General features: G+C 66.8%; 21 protein-coding genes. 8 read left to right on the top strand and 13 right to left on the bottom strand.

From position 1 onward, the window contains the following. Positions 1–6: 6 nt before the first annotated feature. Entirely contained in the window at positions 7–711 is a 705-nt protein-coding gene (locus ASF34_RS12425; RefSeq protein ID WP_244478981.1) for a DUF4163 domain-containing protein, read from the bottom strand. A 77-nt stretch (positions 712–788) separates the two neighbouring features. Further along, positions 789–2957 carry a S9 family peptidase gene (locus ASF34_RS12420; RefSeq protein WP_056161405.1) on the bottom strand — a complete coding sequence of 723 codons (2169 nt, stop codon included), beginning with the start codon at positions 2955–2957 and terminating at the stop codon, positions 789–791. Positions 2958–3472: 515 nt separating this feature from the next. Here ASF34_RS12420 and ASF34_RS12415 point away from each other — a divergent pair. Together ASF34_RS12415 and ASF34_RS12410 are read left to right on the top strand one after the other, a co-directional pair. Continuing rightward, positions 3473–3907 carry a MucR family transcriptional regulator gene (locus ASF34_RS12415; protein WP_018045375.1) on the top strand — a complete coding sequence of 145 codons (435 nt, stop codon included), beginning with the start codon at positions 3473–3475 and terminating at the stop codon, positions 3905–3907. A gap of 148 nt (positions 3908–4055) precedes the next feature. Then, entirely contained in the window at positions 4056–4910 is an 855-nt protein-coding gene (locus ASF34_RS12410; RefSeq protein WP_443136536.1) for a DUF6456 domain-containing protein, read from the top strand. A gap of 15 nt (positions 4911–4925) precedes the next feature. Here ASF34_RS12410 and ASF34_RS12405 read toward each other — a convergent pair whose 3' ends face one another. The 3 genes from ASF34_RS12405 to ASF34_RS12395 form a co-directional block, all read right to left on the bottom strand. Continuing rightward, positions 4926–5348 (bottom strand): SufE family protein, encoded by a 423-nt coding sequence (locus ASF34_RS12405; protein ID WP_018045377.1) that lies wholly within the window; start codon positions 5346–5348, stop codon positions 4926–4928. Between the two features lie 102 nt (positions 5349–5450). Continuing rightward, complete coding sequence (locus tag ASF34_RS12400; protein WP_056161403.1) at positions 5451–6491, bottom strand: sensor histidine kinase; 1041 nt, start codon at positions 6489–6491, stop codon at positions 5451–5453. Between the two features lie 189 nt (positions 6492–6680). Next, positions 6681–7685, bottom strand: coding sequence for a 2-hydroxyacid dehydrogenase (locus ASF34_RS12395; RefSeq protein ID WP_056161401.1), 1005 nt, complete (start codon positions 7683–7685; stop codon positions 6681–6683). A gap of 265 nt (positions 7686–7950) precedes the next feature. Here ASF34_RS12395 and ASF34_RS12390 point away from each other — a divergent pair, with 265 nt between their 5' ends. Next, positions 7951–8526, top strand: coding sequence for an SH3 domain-containing protein (locus ASF34_RS12390; RefSeq protein WP_018045380.1), 576 nt, complete (start codon positions 7951–7953; stop codon positions 8524–8526). 166 nt (positions 8527–8692) lie between these two features. Here ASF34_RS12390 and irr read toward each other — a convergent pair whose 3' ends face one another. Beyond that, positions 8693–9199, bottom strand: coding sequence for a Fur family transcriptional regulator Irr (gene irr / locus ASF34_RS12385; protein WP_018045381.1), 507 nt, complete (start codon positions 9197–9199; stop codon positions 8693–8695). 352 nt (positions 9200–9551) lie between these two features. On the opposite strand from irr, the gene fabA reads away from it, so the two are divergent. The 3 genes from fabA (at position 9552) to fabI (ending at position 12644) form a co-directional block, all read left to right on the top strand. After that, positions 9552–10109 (top strand): 3-hydroxyacyl-[acyl-carrier-protein] dehydratase FabA, encoded by a 558-nt coding sequence (gene fabA / locus ASF34_RS12380; protein ID WP_018045382.1) that lies wholly within the window; start codon positions 9552–9554, stop codon positions 10107–10109. 95 nt (positions 10110–10204) lie between these two features. Beyond that, complete coding sequence (gene fabB / locus ASF34_RS12375) at positions 10205–11431, top strand: beta-ketoacyl-ACP synthase I (RefSeq protein ID WP_018045383.1); 1227 nt, start codon at positions 10205–10207, stop codon at positions 11429–11431. Between the two features lie 385 nt (positions 11432–11816). After that, complete coding sequence (gene fabI, locus ASF34_RS12370; RefSeq protein ID WP_056161400.1) at positions 11817–12644, top strand: enoyl-ACP reductase FabI; 828 nt, start codon at positions 11817–11819, stop codon at positions 12642–12644. 13 nt (positions 12645–12657) lie between these two features. On the opposite strand, the gene ASF34_RS12365 is transcribed toward fabI, so the two are convergent. Both ASF34_RS12365 and ASF34_RS12360 read right to left on the bottom strand, forming a co-directional pair. Further along, positions 12658–13719 carry an HD-GYP domain-containing protein gene (locus ASF34_RS12365; RefSeq protein WP_018045386.1) on the bottom strand — a complete coding sequence of 354 codons (1062 nt, stop codon included), beginning with the start codon at positions 13717–13719 and terminating at the stop codon, positions 12658–12660. A 276-nt stretch (positions 13720–13995) separates the two neighbouring features. Then, the gene (locus ASF34_RS12360) at positions 13996–14889 is read right to left on the bottom strand and encodes a LysR family transcriptional regulator (RefSeq protein ID WP_056161398.1); all 894 of its coding nucleotides are present in this window, start codon (positions 14887–14889) and stop codon (positions 13996–13998) included. Positions 14890–14986: 97 nt separating this feature from the next. On the opposite strand from ASF34_RS12360, the gene ASF34_RS12355 reads away from it, so the two are divergent. Then, positions 14987–15982 carry an aldo/keto reductase gene (locus ASF34_RS12355; RefSeq protein ID WP_056161397.1) on the top strand — a complete coding sequence of 332 codons (996 nt, stop codon included), beginning with the start codon at positions 14987–14989 and terminating at the stop codon, positions 15980–15982. Positions 15983–16132: 150 nt separating this feature from the next. Here the strand turns inward: ASF34_RS12355 and dut are convergent, their stop codons facing one another. The 3 genes from dut to ASF34_RS12340 form a co-directional block, all read right to left on the bottom strand. Next, the gene (gene dut / locus ASF34_RS12350; RefSeq protein ID WP_056161394.1) at positions 16133–16639 is read right to left on the bottom strand and encodes a dUTP diphosphatase; all 507 of its coding nucleotides are present in this window, start codon (positions 16637–16639) and stop codon (positions 16133–16135) included. Beyond that, the gene (locus ASF34_RS12345) at positions 16636–17523 is read right to left on the bottom strand and encodes an HpcH/HpaI aldolase/citrate lyase family protein (RefSeq protein WP_018045390.1); all 888 of its coding nucleotides are present in this window, start codon (positions 17521–17523) and stop codon (positions 16636–16638) included. The genes dut and ASF34_RS12345 overlap by 4 nt, the downstream gene beginning before the upstream one ends. Positions 17524–17629: 106 nt before the next feature. Next, positions 17630–17845, bottom strand: a complete 216-nt coding sequence (locus tag ASF34_RS12340) for a hypothetical protein (protein ID WP_018045391.1) — start codon at positions 17843–17845, stop codon at positions 17630–17632. Positions 17846–18296: 451 nt separating this feature from the next. On the opposite strand from ASF34_RS12340, the gene ASF34_RS12335 reads away from it, so the two are divergent. Further along, positions 18297–20492, top strand: a complete 2196-nt coding sequence (locus tag ASF34_RS12335; RefSeq protein WP_244478980.1) for a putative bifunctional diguanylate cyclase/phosphodiesterase — start codon at positions 18297–18299, stop codon at positions 20490–20492. Positions 20493–20499: 7 nt separating this feature from the next. Here the strand turns inward: ASF34_RS12335 and ASF34_RS12330 are convergent, their stop codons facing one another. Both ASF34_RS12330 and ASF34_RS12325 read right to left on the bottom strand, forming a co-directional pair. Continuing rightward, on the bottom strand, positions 20500–20844 hold the full coding sequence (locus tag ASF34_RS12330) for a hypothetical protein (protein WP_056161391.1): 345 nt from the start codon (positions 20842–20844) through the stop codon (positions 20500–20502). A gap of 114 nt (positions 20845–20958) precedes the next feature. After that, on the bottom strand, positions 20959–21636 hold the full coding sequence (locus ASF34_RS12325) for a transglutaminase-like cysteine peptidase (protein ID WP_056139818.1): 678 nt from the start codon (positions 21634–21636) through the stop codon (positions 20959–20961). Positions 21637–21800 lie beyond the last annotated feature (164 nt).

Here is a 21800-nt window from a genome sequence, read left to right as displayed (position 1 = left end):
AGACGATCAGGGAGCCGGCCGCGCGGCCCGGGCGGCGGTGATCGCATCGGTGAGCACCGGATTGGCACCCTCGGCCGTCAGGGTCGCCACCGGAACGACCACCACGTCGGCGCAGGCCTGGACCACGTGGGCGAGGTCGAACTGCACCGCGAGGCCGCCCGCCTTCGCATCGGGCCAGACGGTCATGGCCGGAGGCCCGTCGCCATTCGGCATGGCGACCGCCTCGCGGCACTCGTCGTCATCGGCATCCGCCTTCGCCTGGCCGGTCCTGGGGCGATAAGCCTTGAGGTAGAGGTCGAAGAGCCGCTTGGAGGACAGGGACACCATCCTGCTTCCATCCATCTCGGTCTGGAGCGCCACCTTGCCGGTGAGGGCGGGCGGAAGCAGCGCGGTCCAATCGACGGGAGCACCGGAGACGAGGTCGTAGACGATCGCCGAGGTGCCGGTATTGGGATGTGCGCCGCCGCAGAAGGCGCTGTCCGTCATCGTGTAGCTGAGGAAGCGGGGACCCCGCATGGTCACCTCGATGTGCCGGCCGTAATCGGCATGTTTGCCTCCCTCCGCCAGACACTCGGCGGCGGCTTTCCGCACCGCTCCGTCGAGGCGCTGCACGGCGGCGTTGATCCGCCGTTCCGCGTCGTCGACGGGGTTGGCGATCCGCGGCATCGCCGGCAGATCCTTGGCGAGATCGGGGGGGACCTCGAGGGACACCGCCCTGTCCGCCGCCGCGCCCGGGCCTAAGGTCGCCAGCAGACACGCGGCGGCGGTTGCGGTGCGGGCGAAGGCCGTCACGATTGCGGCCCCTCGCCGGCTCCGGCCCGGCCCACTGCCCGCAGGGCGAAGGCATAGATCAAGGCCACCTCCTCCAGCCGGTCGAATCGTCCCGCCGCCCCGCCATGGCCGGCTTCCATGTTGATCCGCATGAGGACCGGGCCGCCGCCGGTCATCGTGGCGCGCAGCCGCGCCACCCATTTCGCCGGCTCCCAATAGGTCACGCGCGGGTCGGTGAGGCCGCCGAGCGCGAGGATCGCCGGGTAGTTCTGGGCCGAGACGTTGTCGTAGGGCGAGTATGACAGAATGGTCTCGAAATCCTCTTCACTCGCGCCCGGATTTCCCCATTCCGGCCATTCCGGCGGCGTCAGGGGCAGGTCGCCGTCGAGCATGGTGTTGAGCACGTCGACGAAGGGCACGTCGGCGACGATCCCCGCGAAGAGCTCCGGCGCAAGGTTGGCCACCGCCCCCATGAGCATCCCGCCGGCCGACCCGCCATGGGCGACGATGCGGCCGGGCGTGGTGTATCCGGCCTCCGCCAGGGCACGGCCGCAGGCGACGAAATCGGTGAAGGTGTTGGGCTTCTTGCCCCGCTTGCCGTCCATGTACCAGTGCCAGCCCTTCTCGGTGCCGCCGCGGACATGGGCGATGGCGTAGACGAAGCCGCGATCCACCAGCGACAGCAGGTTGGTGCGGAACGCGGCCGGCATCATCGTGCCGTAGGACCCGTAGCCATAGAGCAGCAGCGGAGCCGAGCCGTCGAGGACGTGGTCGCGGCGGTGGAGGAGCGAGATCGGCACGCTCTCCCCGTCCGGGGCCGTGGCGAAGATCCGGCGTGTCACATAGGCGGCGGCATCGTGCCCGCTCGGGATCGTCTGGCGCTTGCGCAACTGCCGCGCGCGGGTCGTGCAATCGTAATCGTAGGTCTCGGCCGGCGTCGTCATCGACGAGTAGGTGAACCGGATCACCGCCGTCTCGAACTCGTGCCCCGGCTGGAGGCCGAGGGAATAAGCCTCCTCGGCGAAGGCCACCACGTGCTCGTTGCCCTGCGTGTCGCGGACGACGATACGGGGCCGCGCATTCTCGATCTCGAGGCGCACGAGGTGCTGGGCGATGACGTGCTGGTGGCGGATCATCACGCCGCGCCGGTGCGGGATGAGGTCGTTCCAATGGGCGCGGCCCGACGCGCCGATGCGGGTGGTGACGATCTTGAAGTCTTCCGCCCCGTCCGCATTGGTCAGGATGAAAAGGTGGTTCCCCCAATTCTCCACGGAGTAGATCAGCAGCGGCTCCCGCGGCTGAACGCATAGCAGGGTTGCGTCCGGCGACTTGCGGTCGAGGAGATGCACTTCGGAGGTTTCATGGTCGCTCGCCGTGATGGCAAGGTAATCGCGCGATTGCGTCGTCTCGATATGGACGAAGAATCCGGAATCTCGCTCTTCGTAGAGCAACGTATCGGCGGCCTGCTCTGTGCCCAACACGTGATGCATGACGCGGGCGGGACGATGGTTCTCGTCCACGGCCACATAGTGGAACGACAGCCCGTCGGCGGACCAGACCACCTCGCCGGTGGTCGCCTCTATACCATCCGGGAGATCCTGCCCGGTGCCGAGGTCGCGGACACGGATGGTGTGGAGCTCGGACCCCTTGGAGTCGGCGCTCCAGGCGAGGCGGGTGTGATCGTCCGCGTGAACCGCCGCGGCGAGTTCGAAGAAGGGCAATCCCTTGCCCTCCTCGTCACCGTCGAGAAGAATCTCCTCGCCCTCTTCCGGACCGCCCGTCCCGGCCGTCTCGGCCCCCTGTCCGGGGATCACCACCACCGTGCGCGGACGGCGGCAGACGAGGGGATGCTGCCCGCCCTCGCGATGGCGGGTATAATAGGCGAAGGCGCCGTCCGGCTCGGGCACACCGCTATCGTCTTCGCGAATGCGCCCGCGCATCTCCGCGACCAAAGTCTTGCGTAAAGAAACCAGATCGCCGAGCGCCGCTTCGGTATAGGCGTTCTCGGCATCGAGATATGCCCGGATATCGGCCGGGAGGGCAGCGGGATCCTTGAGCACGTCGCGCCAGTTCTCGGCCTTCAGCCAAGAATAATTGTCGGAAATTGCTCGGCCATGCACGGTGAATGTGTGCGGGCGCACCTCGGCGACGGGTGGCTTGCTTTCCAAGTGGAAAAGATCGTCCATGGATAGACCTGTAAGGTTGCCAACCACCGTCGGCTGAATAGCGTAGCGGCGACCGATCCGTTCACCGGTCGCCTTCCATGCCTGCATGTGTCCCAGCCGGAGGCCATGGGCAAGGTCGAGAGGGAAGTCTTTTCGGCGCGGTGCCGGACGGCTCGACCGACGACAGGCTTTGGCATCATGGATGCAACTGGTTCTCTATCCTTGAGAGGCCTCGTTGACAGCGCGTCGACTTAGCCTGCGTCGATGCGAACTCACATTAAATTGAAATATCGTTCAGAACCGTTGATTCGGCGACCCATCATGACTGACTCCCGTCTTGCGAGATCAATGTGAATATATTAAATGGGCGAAATGGCGGTTATCGTCGCCCACCATCGTAGAGCGCCACTGGATGAAGCCACGATGCCGAGAGTCCAGCTATGGATTGCCAAACTGTCCCTTGGACCATCGCCTGCATACTCAAAAGACCTCGTCCGGCATCGTGCTAAATCGTGCTTAAAGGAACTGTTTAAACAATGAGCGACATTGAGAATTCGGCCGACTTCGTGGAACTGACGGTCGATATCGTCTCGGCCTATGTGAGCAACAACCCGGTGCCGGTCGGCGAGCTCGCGCAGCTCATTACCCGCGTCCATACCTCGCTGACCCAGGTCGCGAGCGGTGAGGCCGAGGCCAAGGTCGCTTCTGCGCCGCAGCAGCCCGCCGTCCCCGTGAAGAAGTCGGTGACAGCCGATCACATCATTTGTCTCGAAGACGGGCGCGTATTCAAATCGCTCAAGCGCCACCTGCGCGCGAAGTACGACATGAGTCCGGAACAATATCGCGCGAAGTGGGGCCTCCCCTCGGATTATCCGATGGTCGCTCCGAACTACGCCAAGGCGCGTTCGGACCTCGCCAAGGCCATCGGCCTCGGCCAGACCCGCAACGGGACCTACGACGAAGCCGCGTAAGCGAAGCGGGGCCGGGCGCTGGCGAACTCTCGCCGCCCGGTCCCCCCGTCGTCGTCGACCTCGTGATTGAGACTTGCGTTAGGACTAATTTCTTATAACATCCCTGGTGCCGCGGCGATTGCCGCATCTTTACGCCAGGGAACATATCATGAACAAGACCCCGAATGCGGCGATCCACGGCATGGGTCGGCGATCCATGCCGGCGCGCGCTCAGGCGGAACTCGGTCGCGATGCGGCCCGGCTCCTCGCGGCCCTCGACGAAGAGGGAGCCTATGCCCTGCCCGATCCGCTGACGGAGGGCGAGATCATCGTGCGAAGCGGAGGTGATGGGATCTCCGTGAGCAGCGGACGCTATGGCGCGCAGGCGGGACAGGCTCTCCTCTCTTGCGATCTCGCCGAACAGGCGGCGGGACGGCGCGCCCGGCTCACCATCAGCGCCGCCGGGCGGGCGAGGCTTCGGCGAGACCGGGCCGGCCGGGACACGCCCTACCTCGCCCAGCATCTCGACCTCGAAGGCAAAGGTGAGCCGACCCGGCCTGTCCGCGACGCCTCGGAAAGTCCCCTCGCCTGGATGGCACGGCGCCGCGATCGCGATGGAAGCCCCTTGATCGACGCCGCCTGTTTCGAGGCGGGCGAGCGGCTGCGCCGCGACATGACCATGGGGGCGCTGATGCCGCGCTTGGGGTCGGACTGGAGCGGGGTCAAAGTCGATGGCGGCGCCCCCCGCGATCCCTCGGCCGGGTCGGATGCCATGCTGGCGGCCCGACAGCGCGTCCGCGCGGCCCTGTCAGCGGTTGGGAGCGACCTGTCCGGATTGCTGATCGACCTGTGCGGTTTCGTGAAAGGCCTGGAGACGATCGAGGCGGAGCGCCGCTGGCCGGCACGCTCGGCCAAGGTCGTCATCCGCATCGCCTTGGCGCGGCTCGCCGAGCATTACGGGCTGGAACGGGAGGCGGTGGGTCCGAGCCGGTCGCGCCTGCGCCAGTGGCGCGAGCGGGCCTGAGGCTCGGACCCTGTTTCAGGCCGCGAGCCGCGCCGCGTCCCGATGGATGCGCTCGGCCATGGCCCGGACCCCGTTGGAACGCTTCGACGTCAGGTGAGCGCCGAGGCCGATCTGCTTGAAGACCTGGAAGACGTCGACATCCGCGATCTCGGTCGGCGTCTTCCCGTCGTGCAGGGCCATCACCAGGGCGATCAGCCCCTTGGTGATGAAGGAATCGCTGGTCCCGCGCAGGTGAAGGCGCGGCGGCGACTGCGAATGATCGACATTCGAATCGACCCAAACCTGGCTTTCGCAGCCATGGACCCGGTTCTGCTCGGTGAGCAATTCGTCCGGAAAGGGCGGCAGGGCACGGCCGAGTTCCATCAGGTACTCGAGCTGGTCCGGCCCGTCGTCGAGGATTTCGAAATTGTCGATGATCGTTGCGATGGGTGGAAGCATGGTGTCAGGCTGAACTCTCGGCGACGATCGAGCGAAGCGACGGCACTTCCTCGCCCCATCGATATAGGGAGCGGCCCGCCGTCCGGCGAGCGTCCATGTCCGCTACTCCGACGGATGCACCAGGGCTTCGGGCAGCTGCAGTTCCATCGGATCGGCCTGCGTGCCGGTGCCGCGAACGGCGATTTCGGCCTGAGCGGCATAGGCCGCCACCAGCCGAGGACCGAGATTGGGCACGTCCGTGGCATGGGCCCCGGGCTGATCGCCGCCCGACACGATGGTGAGACGGACCGGCGCGCCGGCCTGGGCGTCGATGGTGATCGCGATCGTGCAGGAGACGGAATCGGCGGTGGCGTCGAGGCATTCGGCCACGACTTCGGCCACGATCATGCCGAGGGCGTTGGCGGTGCGCGGTTCCACGAGGCTCGTGCCGCTGCCGCCCACCGCCACGCTGATGCGGCCCGCCCGCCGCAACTGGCCGAGGCCGGAGGCGAGCCGGTGAAGGTAATCGCGCAGGTCGATGGAGGCGATGTGCGGCGCTTCGTGCAGATGCTGCTGAACGAGGGCGATGGCACGAACACGCTGGCCGAGCGCCTCGAAGCTCCCGCGGCACGGCGGCGGCGCGGCGCGGCCGTAGAGACCGATCAGGCTCACCATTACCTGCAGGTTGTTGCGCACCCGGTGATAAACCTCGGCGAGAAGGGCCTCCTTCTCCACGAGGGCATGCTCGGCATGCTCCTCGGCCCGCTTGCGGTCCGTGATGTCGAAGCACGAGCCGAGATAACCCTGAAACGTGCCGTTCTCGGTGAGGGGACGGGCGTTGTTCAGGAGCCAGCGGTAGGCACCGTCGTGACGGCGCAGGCGAAACTCGATGGAGTAGGGACTGCGCGAGGCGAAGGCTTCCTGGACCAGGGCGGCATGACGGTCGAAATCGTCCGGGTGCAGGCCACGCCGCCAGCCATGGCCGAGTTCGTCTTCGCGGCTCCGGCCGGTGAAATCGAGCCAGCACTCGTTGTGATGGACCGCCGCCCCTTCGATGTCGGAGCGCCACATCATCAGGGGCACGAAATCCGCGAAGCGACGAAACTCGTCACACGGGACGGCCTCTGCGATGCTCGCCTCGGTCGACTTTGTCTCCGCGGCCATTTTGCTCCCACTCTACCCGATACGCGACAACCGACGATCCCTATCGGCGCCGGTCAACGTATCGAACATGACGCCGTTCCTACGGCCTCGGTATGCGAGTGCACATAGATCGACCGCCCTGCAAGCACCGTGCAAACCGCACCCGCGCCCGGCGCCGGAATCTAGCCCCCCGGGGCCGGCTGCCGGCCGTCAGAGCATGCTCGGCAGGATCCGGTCCGGCGGGCGGTGTCCGTCCATGAAGGTCTTGATGTTGATGATGACCTTCTCGCCCATATCGGTGCGGCTCTCGTGGGTGGCCGACCCCATATGCGGCAGGAGAACGACCTTGCCGGACCGGGCGAGCTTGACGAGGCGGGGGCTCACGGCCGGTTCCTGTTCGAACACGTCGAGGCCGGCCGCCGAAATCTCGCCCGCCTCGATCAGGCGCGCGAGGGCGTTCTCGTCGATCACTTCACCGCGAGCCGTGTTCACGACGATCGCCTCCGGCTTGAGCAGCTTGAGGCGGCGGGCCGAGAGCAGGTGATAGGTCGCCGGGGTGTGCGGGCAATTCACCGACGCGATGTCCACCCGCGCCAGCATCTGGTCGAGGGATTCCCAATAGGTCGCGTCGAGCTCGCGCTCGATCTGCACCGGCACCTTGCGCCGGTTGTGATAGTGGATCTGCAGGCCGAACGCCTTGGCTCGGCGCGCCAGCGCCTGGCCGATCCGGCCCATGCCGACGATGCCCAGGCGCTTGCCGGTGATGCGGCGGCCGAGCATCCAGGTGGGGGACCAGCCCGCGTCCCAATTGTCGTCCGGGATGATGCGCGCCCCCTCCGCCACGCGGCGGGCCACGGCGAGGATCAAGGCCATGGTCATGTCGGCGGTGTCCTCGGTGAGGACGCCGGGGGTGTTGGTGACGGTGATGCCTCGCTCCAGGGCCCCCGCCACGTCGATGTGGTCGACGCCGTTGCCGAAATTCGCGATCAGGCGAAGGTTCGGCCCGGCCTGGGCGAGGAGACCGGAATCGATCCTGTCGGTGACGGTGGGAACGAGCACGTCGGCCTCGCGCAACGCGGCGGCCAGCGCCTCGCTGCCCATCGGGGCGTCGTCGGGATTGAGGCGGATATCGAACAACTCGCGCATGCGCGCCTCGACCACCTCGGGGAGGCGACGCGTGACCACAACGAGTGGCTTGCGCTTCAACGACGACATGCACCCTCCGCGAACGTTTCTGCCAGGCCGGCCGCTGCCGGGAGCGACGGTTCATGCCGAGGCTTGACCCGGCATTAACCACGCATCGGCCAGACAGGTCCCATAGCCCCGACGCCTCGGCTGCCGGTTCTTGAGGCTTCTCTACCAGAGAGGGCACGGAACACAACGTGCCCCCGCGCCCGAAACATCGCGCGCGAGGGATCGCTAGACGAGGATTGACGATGGCGATCGTGGCCATGACGATCGTGAACCTTTGGGAAGACCGATGACGCGCCTGCCTGGACTTCTGTTCTTTACGTGCCTGACGGCGGCCGCCTCCCTCGTGGCGCCCCTCTCCCCGGCGCTGGCCGCCCCGGCGGCGGGAGGCGCGTCGGACGCGAATCGCGGCCCGGCCACGGGCCTGCCCCTGCCACGCTATGCGAGCCTCAAGACCGATCGGGTCAACCTGCGCGAGGGTCCGTCGAAGGACCACCGCACGCTCTGGGTGTTCCAGCGGGCCGGCCTGCCCATCGAGATCGTCGCCGAGTTCGAGACCTGGCGGCGCATCCGCGATTCCGAGGGGACCGAAGGCTGGGTGCTCCACTCCCTCCTCTCCGGCCGGCGCACGTCCATCGTCATGGCGGCCAGGGGCGGCGACGCCGCGATCCCGCTTCATTCACGGGCGGAAGAGGGGTCGGGCGTGGAGGCCAAGCTCCAGCCCGGCGTCATCGGTAGCGTAAAGAGCTGCACCGGAAGCTGGTGCCGGGTGATCGTCGCGCTCCCTCAGAGGAGCGGCGACGTGGACGGGTACATCCGCCAGGACCGGCTCTGGGGCGTCTACCCGAACGAGAAGATCGACTGAGTGTCTCCCACAAGTTCCCGCTGCGCCGTCGCGCTCGGAGCGAGAACCGACCGTGATCGGGAGTGTCCTGAGTCGCTCCGAGTCCGGCAGCATCGGTAGCGCCTCACGAAAAAGGCCCGGCTCAGCCGGGCCTTTTTCATGGAGTGAGAAGCGAAAGAAGCCTCTCTCAGGACTGGCGCGCACCGTGCCGGCGACGCAGGCGGACGATGACCTCGACGCCGGCGATTTCCATGCCCTCGGGGGCATCGGGCAGCGAATCGACGGTGATGCCGCAATCGGGCATGTCCAGAACCTGCCCCTCGTCTTCGAGGAAGAAGTGGTGGTGCTCGCTCGGGTTGGTGTCGAAATAGGCCTTGGACCCGTCGAGGGCCAGCTGGCGCAGAAGCCCGGCCTCGGTGAACTGGTGCAGGGTGTTGTAGACCGTGGCGAGCGAGACCGGCACCTTGGCGCGCATGGCCTCGTCGTAGAGCATTTCCGCCGTCAGGTGGCGGTCGCCACGCCCGAACAGCAGCCAGCCGAGCGACAGGCGCTGACGGGTCGGACGGAGGCCGGAGCGGCGCAGACGGTCGCGCAGGTCGGACAGGGGGCATCCCCGGCGCCCCGCGACCGAAGCGATATCGAGGGAAGCGCCACGTGCGTTCAGCATGGCCTGCAGCGGCAGCGGATTGGACATCGGCGGTACTGACATCTCACGGAACCAACAAAATACAAGACAACTCTATACGAACCTCCCCCCTCGTCGCAACCCAAGCCGGTGCTGAGTAGCTACGCAGTGTGAACATGCGGCTTGTTTAAAGTCATTCCATTCAACAGGCAGACAACCAGCCTTGCGACCAACTTCGCGGCGCGTCCTTCGCCTCATATGGAGACGTGGTGTTTTGTGCCGCTCAGGCGGTGTGTTAACGAAGCGCCGCTCGCGGGTTCGGACGATGTCGTGGACCCGCGATGGCCACGACCGTTCCGGCGTTCGTGGGCGATGTCCGGCGTTTCGAACGCGCCCTCCACCAAGGACCGACACACCGATCATGTCTTCCGATTCCGAATCGCCCGCCGCCGCCGGCTCAGAACAGACCGTTCCCCGCGCCTCCCACTACTCCCATGAGGAGTTGCTGGCCTGCGGCCGTGGCGAACTGTTCGGCGCCGGCAACGCGCAGCTCCCCCTACCGCCGATGCTGATGTTCGACCGCATCACCTCGATCGGGACCGAGGGCGGCGCCTACGGCAAGGGCCACGTCCTGGCGGAATTCGACGTGCGGCCGGACCTCTGGTTCTTCGGCTGCCATTTCAAGAACGATCCGGTGATGCCGGGCTGCCTCGGCCTCGACGCGCTCTGGCAGCTCGTGGGCTTTCATCTCGGCTGGCTCGGCGCGCCGGGCCGGGGCCGGGCGCTCGGCGTCGGCGAGGTGAAGTTCAGTGACCAGGTGCTGCCGACCGTGCGCAAGGTCGTCTACGGCATCGACATCAAGCGCGTGCGCCAGGGCAAGCTCGTCCTCGGCATCGCCGATGGCTGGCTGGAAGCGGACGGCGCCCGGATCTATGACGCTAAGGATCTGAGGGTTGCCCTGTTCCAGGCACAAGGCTAGCCCTCCGGCCCGCCGGTGGTTGAGATTGCGCCGGCATCATCCTACCTGACACGCGTCGGTGCGACGGCGCTTCGGCGAAAGAGAAGAGCGTTTCCATGCGGCGTGTCGTGATCACCGGGATGGGCATCGTCTCGTCCATCGGCAACAACACCCAGGAAGTCCTTGCCTCCCTGCGCGAGGCCAAGTCGGGCATCGGCCACTCGGCCTCCTATGCCGAACTCGGCTTCCGCAGCCAGGTCGAGGGACGCCCGAGCGTCGACCCCGAGGGCCTCGTCGACCGGCGCGCCATGCGCTTCCACGGCGGCGGCACCGCCTGGAACCACATCGCCATGGATCAGGCGATCCGCGATGCCGGCCTCGAGGCGGGTGACGTCTCGAACGACCGCACCGGGATCATCATGGGGTCCGGCGGCCCTTCGACGAAGGCGATCGTCGAATCCGCCAATCTCGCCCGCGAGAAAGGACCCAAGCGCGTCGGCCCCTTCGCCGTCCCGAAGGCGATGTGCTCGACGGCTTCGGCGACGCTGGCGACCTTCTTCAAGATCAAGGGCGTGAACTATTCGATCTCGTCGGCCTGCGCCACGTCCAACCACTGCATCGGCAATGCCGGCGAGGTGATCCAGAGCGGGCGCCAGGACATCATCTTCGCCGGCGGCTGCGAGGATCTGGACTGGACGCTTTCCGTCCTGTTCGACGCGATGGGAGCGATGTCCTCGCGCTACAACGATACCCCCGCCCGGGCCTCGCGCGCCTATGACGTCAACCGCGACGGGTTCGTCATCGCGGGCGGCGCCGGCGTCCTCGTCCTCGAGGAGCTGGAGCATGCCAAGGCGCGCGGCGCGCGGATCTACGGCGAGCTCGCCGGCTACGGCGCCACCTCGGACGGCCACGACATGGTCGCCCCCTCCGGTGAAGGCGCCGTGCGCTGCATGAAGCAGGCGATGGAAGGGCTGAAGGGCGCCCGGATCGACTACATCAACCCCCACGCCACCGCGACGCCGGTGGGCGATCTCAAGGAGATCGAGGCGATCCGTGAAGTTTTCGGCCGCGGCGACGATTGTCCGCCGATCTCGGGCACCAAGTCGCTCACCGGGCATTCCCTCGGCGCCACCGGCGTACACGAGGCGATCTATTCCCTTCTCATGATGCAGAACGGGTTCATCTGCGAGAGCGCGCATATCGACGAGATCGATCCGGCCTTCGCCGACATGCCGATCCTCCGGCAGCGCCGCGACAACGTCCAACTCGGCCATGTCGTGTCGAATTCCTTCGGCTTCGGCGGAACCAATTCCACCCTCGTCCTCAAGCATATCGACGCCTGAACGGCCAAGCTTTCGAAGATTGACTTCGGCTTTGCTGGCGTGACGCCGGCTTCTTTTTGCGGAACCGCGGATTCGACATCGCGTTTCCTGAATGAAGCCGAAAGTCCACGATGGTGATGATCCTGATTTCCCTGAGCACTCTCGCAGGCCTCGGTATCGTGGCCACAGCCTGCATCCGGGCCAAACAGGCGCTCGTCGATACGGCCCTGGACGAGACGCGCGGGTATTTCTGATCGCCACTTGTCTTTCTGAGCGTGCCCCACCTGAACGGTTGCTCGCTCATCCGTTCGATGCCGGATTGGACAGTTCGTCGATGCACGCGCTAAGCGTCCTCGCAATGGCCGGAACTGTCTGACACTTCGGCGTGATGGATGCGGGGACACGTATGACGGGTTTGATGGCAGGCAAGCGCGGCCTGATTCTTGGGGTCGCCAACGATCATTCCATCGCCTGGGGCATCGCCAAGTCCCTGCATGACCACGGCGCGGAACTCGCGTTCACCTATCAGGGGGACGCCCTCGGGCGGCGCGTCAAGCCGCTCGCCGCCTCCCTCGGCTCCGACATCGTCATCCCCTGCGACGTGGAGGACATCGCCAGCGTGGACGCGCTGTTCGCCGCCCTCGACGAGCGCTTCACCGACGGGATCGATTTCGTCGTCCACGCCATCGGCTTCTCGGACAAGGCGCAGCTCAAAGGCCGCTATGTCGACGTGACCAGCCGCGAGAACTTCTCGCGGACGATGGTGATCTCGTGCTTCTCCTTCACGGAGATCGCGCAGCGGGCGGCCAAGCGCATGCGACGTGGCGGTTCGATGCTGACGCTCACCTATGGCGGCTCGACCCGGATCATGCCGAACTACAACGTCATGGGCGTCGCCAAGGCCGCACTGGAAGCGTCCGTGCGCTATCTCGCCGGCGATCTCGGCCCGGAGGGAATCCGCGTCAACGCCCTCTCGGCGGGCCCGATGCGGACCCTGGCCGGCGCCGGCATCGCCGATGCGCGCCTGATGTTCAATCACCAGCGCGCCCACGCCCCCCTACGGCGCACGGTAACGCTGGAAGAGGTCGGCGGGTCGGCCGTCTATCTGCTCTCGGACCTGTCCGGCGGCGTCACCGGCGAGGTCCATTTCGTCGATTCCGGCTATAACATCATCTCCATGCCCCGGCCGGACGTGCTCCAGGCACAGGACGAGGCCGGCGTCGCCGACGCCTGACCCTCCAGGCGGCTCACACGGTGGCGGATTCCGGCGGGTTGCTTTCCACCAGCCCGAGGATGTCGTCCCAGCGGGCCACGAAGGCGGCCACGCAATCCGGGTCGAAATGGGTGCCGGCATGCTCTTCGAGATGCCGGCGCGCGGCCTCCGGGGTCCAGGCCTTCTTGTAGACCCGCTCGGAGATCAGGGCGTCGAACACGTCGGCGACGGCGACGATGCGGCCCGCGAGCGGGATCTGAGTCGTGCTCAATCCCTGCGGATAGCCGCCGCCATCCCAGCGCTCGTGATGGGTCAGGGCGATGTCGGAGGCGAGCTGCAGCAGATGCGAGGGGCTGTCGTAGAGCATGCGATAGCCGCGGATCGCGTGGTGCTTCATCTCCTCGCGCTCACTGTCGCTGAGAGGCCCCGGCTTCATCAGGATGCTGTCGGGGATGCTGATCTTGCCGATGTCGTGCATCGTCGAGGCCAGGGCGATGTCGTTCGCATCCCCCTCCGACAGGCCGAGCCCTTCGGCGATGGCGATGGCGCAGCCGGCGACCCGCGTGAGGTGATCCCCCGCCTGATCGTCGCGGAACTCGGCGGCCAGCATCAGGCGGCGGATGATCTCCCGCTCCCGCGAGGCCGCCTCGGCGCCCGCCCGGTCCACGTCGCGGCACATCGCGACCGATTGCCGGTGGAGAACCTGACGCGCCAGGGCGAGTTCGAGCAGGTTGCAGACGCGGATCTGCAGATCGAGGGGATCGATGGGACCGGTCATCACGTCGGTGGCACCTGCCTCGATCCCCGACCGCCGCAGGGCGGAAGAGGCCCCGAGCAACAGGACCGCCGTGCGGGCATGTCCATCGTGACCGCGCAGGTCCCGGATCACGGTCGGACCATCGATCCCGCTATGGGGATCGTGCATCACGATGATGAGATCGGCCGGGTGAAACAGCTCGTCGCTCGCGGCGGCCTTCGCCCCGGTGACGAGCCGGATGGCGCAATCGAGGCTTCGGAGATTCAGGACGAGATGGACGGGCGCGGAGGCGCAGACGATGGCGATGAGGGCCGAAGCCGTTTCTACGGATGCGGGCATGGCAGGCATCAGGACACGGTCTCTCCCGACCATCGAAAGCCGCGGCGACTGCCGGACGATCCGGAAGACGGGACGCAATTGGGCCAGACCGCGATGGATGCAAGGTCCATCGCCGGCAGGCCGGACACAAGGCTCATAAACGGAAATTGCGGCTGAGGAGCGGGCCTCAGTTCTCTGACTTCGCCGTCGGCCCGCCGTGTCGACTCTCCGCCGTGGCGCGGTATTGCGCGCGATGGGTACGCAAGAGCCACCGATGGCCGGCCGGCACACTGCCCGTCACCGAGGTGAATTACGGATGCAATCGATGAAGGCTCGCATCACGGGCCGCATCAGCTTGCGGCTGGGATAGTAGAGAAAGAAGCCGGAGAAGGGATCGCACCAGTCCTCCAACACGCGCACCAACGCTCCGGACTTGATGTTGGCCAGCACCTGTCCTTCGAACGCGTAAGCGAGGCCCGCGCCCGCCAAGGCCGCATCGACGATCAATCCGTCATCGTTCAACGTGATCGGCCCCTGCATCGCGACCGCCATCGTCGCGCCGTTCTTCTCGAACTCCCAGTCGTAGAGGGCCCCGCTCGCGAAACGCCGACGGATACCGACATGATCGGCCAGATCGTGCGGTGTCGTCGGGATCGGATGCGTTTTGAAATAGGCGGACGCCCCCACCACCGCCGCGCGCTGACGAGGACCGATCGGGACAGCGATCATATCCTGCTCAAGGCTCTCGCCGAACCGCACGCCGGCATCGAAGCCTCCGGCAACGATGTCGGTCAGCCCGTCCTCGACCAGCATGTCCACCGCCGCGCCGGGATGGTGACGTGTGAAGGCGAGCACCAGCGGCAACAGAACGAGTTCGGCCGCCGAGCGTGGCACCGACAGCCGGATCGTGCCCGTCAATTGATGGCCGGTTTCACCCGCGACTTCCACGGCGTCGGCGATCGAGGCGAGCGCCGGGGCCAAGCCTTCGAGAAGACGGCGACCGGCTTCCGTCGGAGCGACGCTGCGGGTCGTGCGGTCCAGCAGCCGAAAGCCGAGGCTCTCTTCCAACCCGCGAACCGCGTGGCTGATCGCCGAGACCGATATCCCCTCCGCCCGAGCGGCTCCCCGGAAGCTGCCATGCCTGGCAACCGTAGCGAAAATCGACAGCGCTGGAAGGTCGGCCCGCTTCATTGATGAACATCGTAGAACAGGTCGTTGAAACTGTCGCAGCTTATCGATCAATCCGGCAACCGCTAATTCGTGGCCCTGTTCAACAAGGAGCGATGCCATGGACGATCGTCATCTTGGACCGGATCTGGCCGTGTCGGCCTTGGGCCTGGGCTGCATGGGAATGAGCTTCGCCTATGGCGGGCAGCCCGAAGCCGATTCGATCCGCACCCTTCACCGGGCCATCGAACTCGGCGTCACCTTCCTCGACACGGCGGAGGTGTACGGTCCTTACGAAAACGAGGAACTCGTCGGCCGGGCGATCAAGGGGATGCGCGAGCGCGTCGTGATCGCCACCAAGTTCGGCTTCAAGATCAGCGACCAGGGGAGCGGGACGGAGCGGATGATCGGCCTCGACAGCCGGCCGGAGCATGTCCGCGCCGTCTGCGAGGCCTCGTTGAAGCGCCTCGGCGTCAACGTGATCGATCTCTTCTATCAGCACCGCGTCGACCCCGCCGTGCCCATCGAGGAAACCGTCGGCGCCATGGCGGATCTCGTGCGGGCCGGCAAGGTGCGGGCGCTCGGATTGTCGGAAGCCAGCGCTGCCACCATTCGGCGTGCGCACGCCGTGCATCCCATCGCGGCGGTGCAGAGTGAATACTCGCTGTGGAGCCGGGAGCCCGAAGCGGAGGTCTTGCCGACCTGCCGGGAACTCGGCATCGGCTTCGTCCCCTACAGCCCGCTCGGACGCGGCCTGCTGACCGGGTCCATCCGGGACCGCGAGAGCCTAGGCGCGGATGATTTTCGTCGCACGCTGCCGCGGTTCGAGGCGGCGAATCTTTCCGCGAACCGGCCGCTGCTCCATGTCCTCGAAACGATGGCCACCGAGAAGGGCATTACGCCCGCGCAACTCGCGCTCGCGTGGATTCTGCATCAGGGCGATTTCATCGTGCCCATTCCCGGCGCACGCAAAATCAGGCACCTCGAAGAGAACGCGGCCGCAGTGGCGGTGACGCTGTCCAGCGAAGACGCTTCTGCGATCGCGCGGTCGATGCCGAAGGACGCGATCAGCGGCGGCCGCTATACGGCTAACGCACTGGCCTTGGTCGATGGCTGAGTTCACAGCCAGTCGGTGGTTGGACACGCCGCCGACGGTCGTGTCTTGCCCCGGTACGCCCCCGTGGTCCACATTTCGGCGGCTTCAGAGGGTTATGGCGTACACGGATCGCTCAGCATGGTCGGGCGCGGTGCGCCCGCCGTGTCGCGGCTAGTGCCGGCCCGTCGATCCGAAGCCGCCCTGCCCGCGCCCGGATTGCGGGCCGGGTTCGTCGAGATCAGAGGCGTCGACGATGGTGAAGGCCGGCCGCGTCACGCGGGTGAAGACCAGTTGCGCGATCCTCTCGCCGGGGCGGATGACGATCGTCGCGGCCGGGTCGGCGTTGCGGTTCCAGGCCGAGATCATGAGCGGCCCCTCGTAATCCGCGTCGATGACGCCGGTCCCGTTGCCCAGCACCAGCCCTTCGCGGTGACCGAGGCCGGAGCGCGGGAAGACGAGGCCGCACCAGTCCGGATCCCGGATCAGCACACTGAACCCCGCCGGGATCAGGATTGCGGGAGCCTGCGGCGCCAGGGTCACGGGCTCGTCGAGGCAGGCATGGAGGTCGAGTCCCGCCGCCGCCGCCGAGCCCCAGCGCGGAAAGCCCCATTCCCGCAATCGCGGGTCGCGGATTCGCAGGTCGACCGCCGGGGGAACAGTCGGAGGTGCGCCGCTCACGCCGCCCGTGCCGCGATGGCGTCGGCGAGGGCGACGATCCGGGACGCCTCCACGGCATGGAGCCGCTCGATCATCCGGCCACGAAAGGCGATGGCCCCGCGCGTCCGGTTCTCCGGCTCGGCGAAGACGGCGATGATCGCCCGCGCCTCCTCGATCTCGGCCTCCGAGGGACCGAACAGCTCGTTGGCGGTGGCGATCTGGCCGGGATGGATCAGCATCTTGCCGTCGAAGCCGCAGTCGCGGCCCTGCTCGCACTCGGCCCTGAACCCGCTCTCATCGCGAAAGGCATTGTAGATGCCGTCGATGACGTCGACCTCGTAAGCTCGGGCTGCCATGACCACGTTCATCAGCCACGGCATCAGGGCCGGACGGCCCGGCATTCCGAGCCGGACCCGGCTGGACTTGGCGAGGTCGTTCGGCCCGACGAGCAGGCACGACAGGCGCGTATCCACGTCGCGGGCGGCGCTGGCGATCTCGGCGATGTGGAGGATCGCCAGCGGCGTCTCGATCATCGCCCAGACGCGGGTATGGTCCGGCGCGCCGAGGCGGCGCAGGCGCGAGCCGACCGCCACGAGGGCATCGGGTCCGGAGACCTTCGGGATCACGATCGCGTCCGGCCCGGCAGGGGCGATGCGCGCGAGATCGGCCTCCCCCCATGGCGTGTCGAGGCCATTGATACGGACCACGACCTCGCGCCGCCCGTAGGGCCGGGAAGCCACCGTGGCGGCGACGGCGTCCCGTCCCTCCGCCTTCATTTCGGGGGCGACGCCATCCTCCAGATCGATCATCACGACGTCGGTGGGCAGGCCGCGCGCCTTCTCGAGGACCCGTGGATTGGAGCCGGGCATGGCAAGGACGCTGCGACGCGGACGGATCTCGGTCATGGCGCGGCGATCTCCTGACGCCGTGGCTCGATGCACCGGCCGCCCGGCGATACCGCCGCCCCCCTCCCGTTTCAAGCTCTCACCGCACAGGAAGAGCGATCCGGAATTAGCTTTCGGGGGAGGCCCGGATCTCGTGCAGCCCGGTCCGGTCGCGGAACCAGAACACCCGCTTGAAGGGATCCGCACCCGACTCCGGATAGGACGATGCCAGTCTCCGAGCGAGCATGACCGCCTCGCTCCGGGTCTGGATGGCATGGGCCAGAGTCTTCCAGGAACTCTCGCAGCCCTCGCCGATCTTCCTCACGTAGATCGAATGCGCCATGATTGACCTCCGCCGGATCGAAATCTGATGGAACGATAGATATACATCAAGCCACTATCAAAGGTTTGGTTTGCGGTGATTTTTCGACATGGTTAAGAGATTTTAATAGGATTTCGGATATTTGATTGATCCTCGCGCAGCATTGCCCCAGACGTCAATCGGTCCAAAAACCGACGCACGTGACCAATGTCGCCTCAAGTCGGCCCATGGGCGGAACCATGGCCAGATCTGATGTTTGAGGTATCGTCGACCGCCTCTCAAGAGGTTCCGCAATATCCGTCAGGATTGTTGACCTGTTCTTCCGAAGACGGCCGATCGTCCTGCCTTCGCCCCATGAAAGCGGTATCTCGAACACACCAACGACATCGATACCTGCGAGCCCTTGCGGCACGGTCTGTTAGCATTTGACAGAGTATCCCCATCGAAACCGCTCATGTTCGGTGCCGATTCCATGATTCCTTCACCATCGGCACCCGCCGGAACCGACGATCGAACGGGCCCCACGGACGACGCCGAGCGTCTGACCGCTCTGCGCTCCTGCCACGTGATCGGCGCCGTCCCGGATGCCGGCCTCGAACGCATCGTCGCGGTGACGGCGGCGAGCCTCGCCATGCCGATGGCCTGGGTTTGCCTCGTGGACGACGAGGTCTCCTGGCTCGTGGCCCGGATCGGCGTCGATCTTCACCGGCTGCCGCGACACGGCCTGCCCTGCGAGCGCGTCCTCACGCAGTCCGGGATCGTGGTGGTGAACGCGGACGACGAGGGGCTCGTCTTCCGCGACCTGCCGGGCGTCAGGTTCCATGCCGGCGCGCCTCTGATCACGGCCGAGGGGCATTGCATCGGCTCGCTCTGCGTTCTCGACACGAAGCCGCGCGACGGTTTCGACGATGCCGAGCGGTCGAAGCTCGCCGCTTTCGCCGGCCTCGTCATGGACCGGCTGGAGATTCGACGGGCGCAGCTGGCCAACGCGGCGGCGATCGGCTTCGCTCAGGCCGCCGAATATGCCCTGCTCGTGGTGGATGGGACGGGCACGATCACTTTCTGCAATCCCTCGGCCGAGGCCTTGTTCGGCCATGGCGCGGGCGGGATGGTCGGCCGGCCCGCCGAGATCATCATTCCCGAGCCGCTCCGCGCCGCCCACAAAGCGGGGCTTCGCCGGATCGTCTCCGGGGGCGCGTCACACCTCGCCGGCCGCACCATCGAACTGACAGCGCTGCACCGCGACGGTCGCACGTTCCCGGTCGAGTTCTCGATGTCGATCTGGCAGGGACCCGACGGGATCGGGATGGGCGCCGTCATCCGCGACATCAGCGAGTGGCGCGCCCGCGACGCCAAGCTGGTTCAACTCGCCCACCACGACAAGCTGACCGGCCTCACCAACCGCGCCCTCTTCGACGAGCGCCTGGACGCCAGCCTCGCGACGGACCGGTACGCCACGGTGATGCTGCTCGATCTCGACGGCTTCAAGGAGGTCAACGACAGCCTGGGCCACGCCGTCGGGGACGTGCTGCTCCAGGCCGTGGCGGTTCGGCTGTCGTCCTGGGTCACCGCCCAGATCACGGTGGCCCGGTTCGGCGGGGACGAATTCGCGCTGCTCCTGCCGGGGCGGGGCAGCCCGCTCGATGCGGGGGCCCTGGCCGCGCAGATCCTGGAGGCGTTCCAGACCCCGTTCCCGGTGGCAGGGCACGTCTTCCATGTGGGTCTCAGCATCGGCGCGGCGATAGGCGGGCCGGGAACCGTCCGGGACGAGCTGATCGCCGATGCGGATCTGGCCCTCTACCAGGCCAAGCGTGACGGGCGGCGCTGCTTTCGCCTGTTCGAACAATCCATGCGCAATGCGGTGGTCGCCCGGCGGACGCTCCACGACGAGCTGACCCGAGCGGTGGAGCGTGCCGAACTGGTGCTGCACTACCAGCCGCAGGTCGAGCTGGATTCGGGACAGGTCATCGGTGCCGAGGCCCTGCTGAGGTGGCAGCATCCCACCCGCGGCCTGCTCTTGCCGGCCGCCTTCATCGACGCCCTCGAAGCCCATCCCCTCGCCGCCTCCATCGGCCGATGGATCGTCGACGATGCCTGCCGGCAATCCGCGCTCTGGCGCGCCCTCGGCCTGCCTCCCTTGCGGGTCGCCGTGAACCTGTTCGGGGCTCATCTCAGGACGGGACGGCTGGCTCGCGAGGTGATCGGCGCCCTGGAACGCCACGCCTTGCCGCCGAGCCTGCTCGAAATCGAGGTGACGGAGCGGATCGCCCTTCAGACCGACGATTTCCTGCTGGACCCGTTGCGCGAGCTCCATCGGCACGGCGTCTCCATCGCCTTCGACGATTTCGGCACGGGCTATGCCTCGCTGAGTTCGCTCAAGCGTTTCCCGCTGACGCGCTTGAAGATCGACCGCGGCTTCGTGCGGGACATCCTCACGGATCGGCACGACGCGGAGATCGTCCGGGCCGTGCTCGGCATGGCTCAGAGCTTCGGCCTGGATGTCATCGCGGAGGGAATCGAGACGATCGAGCAGGACACGATGCTGCGCATCATGGGCTGCCGCGAGGGCCAGGGCTATCTCTACGGCCGGGCCATGACCGCCGAGGCGCTGGCCGCCCTGGTCATGGGCGGGCGGGTCGAAGGCAGGCGGGGTCCCAGGGCGGCCTGACGAAGCGTCAGAGCGGGCGCGTGCCGCTCGCCTTCTGGAGAAGCCAGCCCTTGGCGCGCTGGATCAGGGCCGGACGGACCCGGGATACGTCCTCGTCATCCACCAGGGGGGACGTCGACAGGGCGGCGAGATAAGCCGCTTCGCTGGCACGGCAGGATTTCACGGCCGACTCGACCGCCAGTGTCCGGCTCGTCACGAGTGCCTGCAAGTCGAAATTCCGATGCAGGCATCCGCGCCAGGAGGCGTGCAGGGCACCGACGTCGGAATTCAGGGCCGAGGCGGGGGCCGTGCAGCACAGGGGCAGGATGGAGGCCAGCAGCAAGGCTGCGGGCGAGCGGCTCAGCTTCGTCATGGCGAGGGATTCCCGAACCCGGCAACCCTCACCCGCACGCGCTTAACAAGTCGCTAATGTATCGCCTTTGATGCGATCCCCCTCCGGGACGGCTCGTCCCAGCGAATCCCGCTCCTATCGGTTGGCGGTGGTCACCGGCGACGCGGCACGGCCGAGGGACACCCAGGCCATGGCATTCTGGCTTTCGCGTTTGATGAACGTGTAGCCGGTCTGGCGCCAGGGCAGCACGCTGTTGGTCTTGTTGTCGAGGATGAGGTCGCCCCGGTCGGTGATCAGGGTGAGGACGGCATGCCCCTCCCCCTTCTCGTCGATGACCACCGTCATCCGCATGGCCCGGCGCGGCAGGCCGGCCTCGGCGAGGAGCTTGCGCTTCAGGAGCTGGAAATCCTCGCAATCGCCGGCACCGGATTCGGCCAGATCCCAGCGGTCGGCCATGCCGAGCTGGTCCATGTCGGTGACGGCACGGATAGACTTGTTCACGCGGCGGTTCACCGAGACGATGGTGTTCCAGACGCCCGGCGTCAGGCTGATCGTCGCGGGCTCCGAGACATTCACCGCGCATTCGGAGGCGTAGGTCTCGCAGAAGGTGACCCAGGCGCTGATCGGGCGGGCGGCACCGGTGGTGGAGATGGTGCTCGCCACGCTGGGGAGCGAGGCCAGGGTCTGAGCGGAGGCGAGGTTCGGCATGGCGGCGAGGGACGCGACCGCCAGGCCGGAGAGCAGACCCAAACCACCGATGCCGCGCTTGAGGGCGTGCACCGCATCGTGGAACTTCGAAATCGCGATCCGCATGGCCGCCGCTCGTCTCGTTAATCTGTTGTTAACGAACGTCTCACGGCCACGTTGGATCGGCAATCGCCGGGTTAATAAAAGGTTAACGCTGTGGATTTCGGGGCATGATTGCGGAAACGGGAGATCGTTGCCCCGGCGCCACGCCGAACCGCACCAGCCGACTA

Source organism: Methylobacterium sp. Leaf106, from assembly GCF_001422895.1.
Lineage (GTDB): Bacteria > Pseudomonadota > Alphaproteobacteria > Rhizobiales > Beijerinckiaceae > Methylobacterium > Methylobacterium bullatum.
The sequence above is the reverse complement of the archived record's forward strand: the minus strand, read 5'-3'. Positions and strand labels throughout refer to the sequence as shown.

Bases quoted from the DNA above. Each gene is read 5' to 3' on its own strand.
- ASF34_RS12395 (WP_056161401.1), bottom strand. From the start codon at position 7,685: ATGTCGTCGTTGAAGCGCAAGCCACTCGTTGTGGTCACGCGTCGCCTC.
- ASF34_RS12325 (WP_056139818.1), bottom strand. From the start codon at position 21,636: ATGCGGATCGCGATTTCGAAGTTCCACGATGCGGTGCACGCCCTCAAG.
- ASF34_RS12340 (WP_018045391.1), bottom strand. From the start codon at position 17,845: ATGGCGCATTCGATCTACGTGAGGAAGATCGGCGAGGGCTGCGAGAGT.
- ASF34_RS12420 (WP_056161405.1), bottom strand. From the start codon at position 2,957: ATGGACGATCTTTTCCACTTGGAAAGCAAGCCACCCGTCGCCGAGGTG.
- ASF34_RS12390 (WP_018045380.1), top strand. From the start codon at position 7,951: ATGACGCGCCTGCCTGGACTTCTGTTCTTTACGTGCCTGACGGCGGCC.
- ASF34_RS12330 (WP_056161391.1), bottom strand. From the start codon at position 20,844: ATGACGAAGCTGAGCCGCTCGCCCGCAGCCTTGCTGCTGGCCTCCATC.
- irr (WP_018045381.1), bottom strand. From the start codon at position 9,199: ATGTCCAATCCGCTGCCGCTGCAGGCCATGCTGAACGCACGTGGCGCT.
- fabI (WP_056161400.1), top strand. From the start codon at position 11,817: ATGACGGGTTTGATGGCAGGCAAGCGCGGCCTGATTCTTGGGGTCGCC.
- ASF34_RS12405 (WP_018045377.1), bottom strand. From the start codon at position 5,348: ATGCTTCCACCCATCGCAACGATCATCGACAATTTCGAAATCCTCGAC.
- ASF34_RS12345 (WP_018045390.1), bottom strand. From the start codon at position 17,523: ATGACCGAGATCCGTCCGCGTCGCAGCGTCCTTGCCATGCCCGGCTCC.
- ASF34_RS12365 (WP_018045386.1), bottom strand. From the start codon at position 13,719: ATGCCCGCATCCGTAGAAACGGCTTCGGCCCTCATCGCCATCGTCTGC.
- ASF34_RS12335 (WP_244478980.1), top strand. From the start codon at position 18,297: ATGATTCCTTCACCATCGGCACCCGCCGGAACCGACGATCGAACGGGC.
- ASF34_RS12400 (WP_056161403.1), bottom strand. From the start codon at position 6,491: ATGGCCGCGGAGACAAAGTCGACCGAGGCGAGCATCGCAGAGGCCGTC.
- fabB (WP_018045383.1), top strand. From the start codon at position 10,205: ATGCGGCGTGTCGTGATCACCGGGATGGGCATCGTCTCGTCCATCGGC.
- ASF34_RS12355 (WP_056161397.1), top strand. From the start codon at position 14,987: ATGGACGATCGTCATCTTGGACCGGATCTGGCCGTGTCGGCCTTGGGC.
- ASF34_RS12410 (WP_443136536.1), top strand. From the start codon at position 4,056: ATGAACAAGACCCCGAATGCGGCGATCCACGGCATGGGTCGGCGATCC.
- ASF34_RS12360 (WP_056161398.1), bottom strand. From the start codon at position 14,889: ATGAAGCGGGCCGACCTTCCAGCGCTGTCGATTTTCGCTACGGTTGCC.
- fabA (WP_018045382.1), top strand. From the start codon at position 9,552: ATGTCTTCCGATTCCGAATCGCCCGCCGCCGCCGGCTCAGAACAGACC.
- ASF34_RS12415 (WP_018045375.1), top strand. From the start codon at position 3,473: ATGAGCGACATTGAGAATTCGGCCGACTTCGTGGAACTGACGGTCGAT.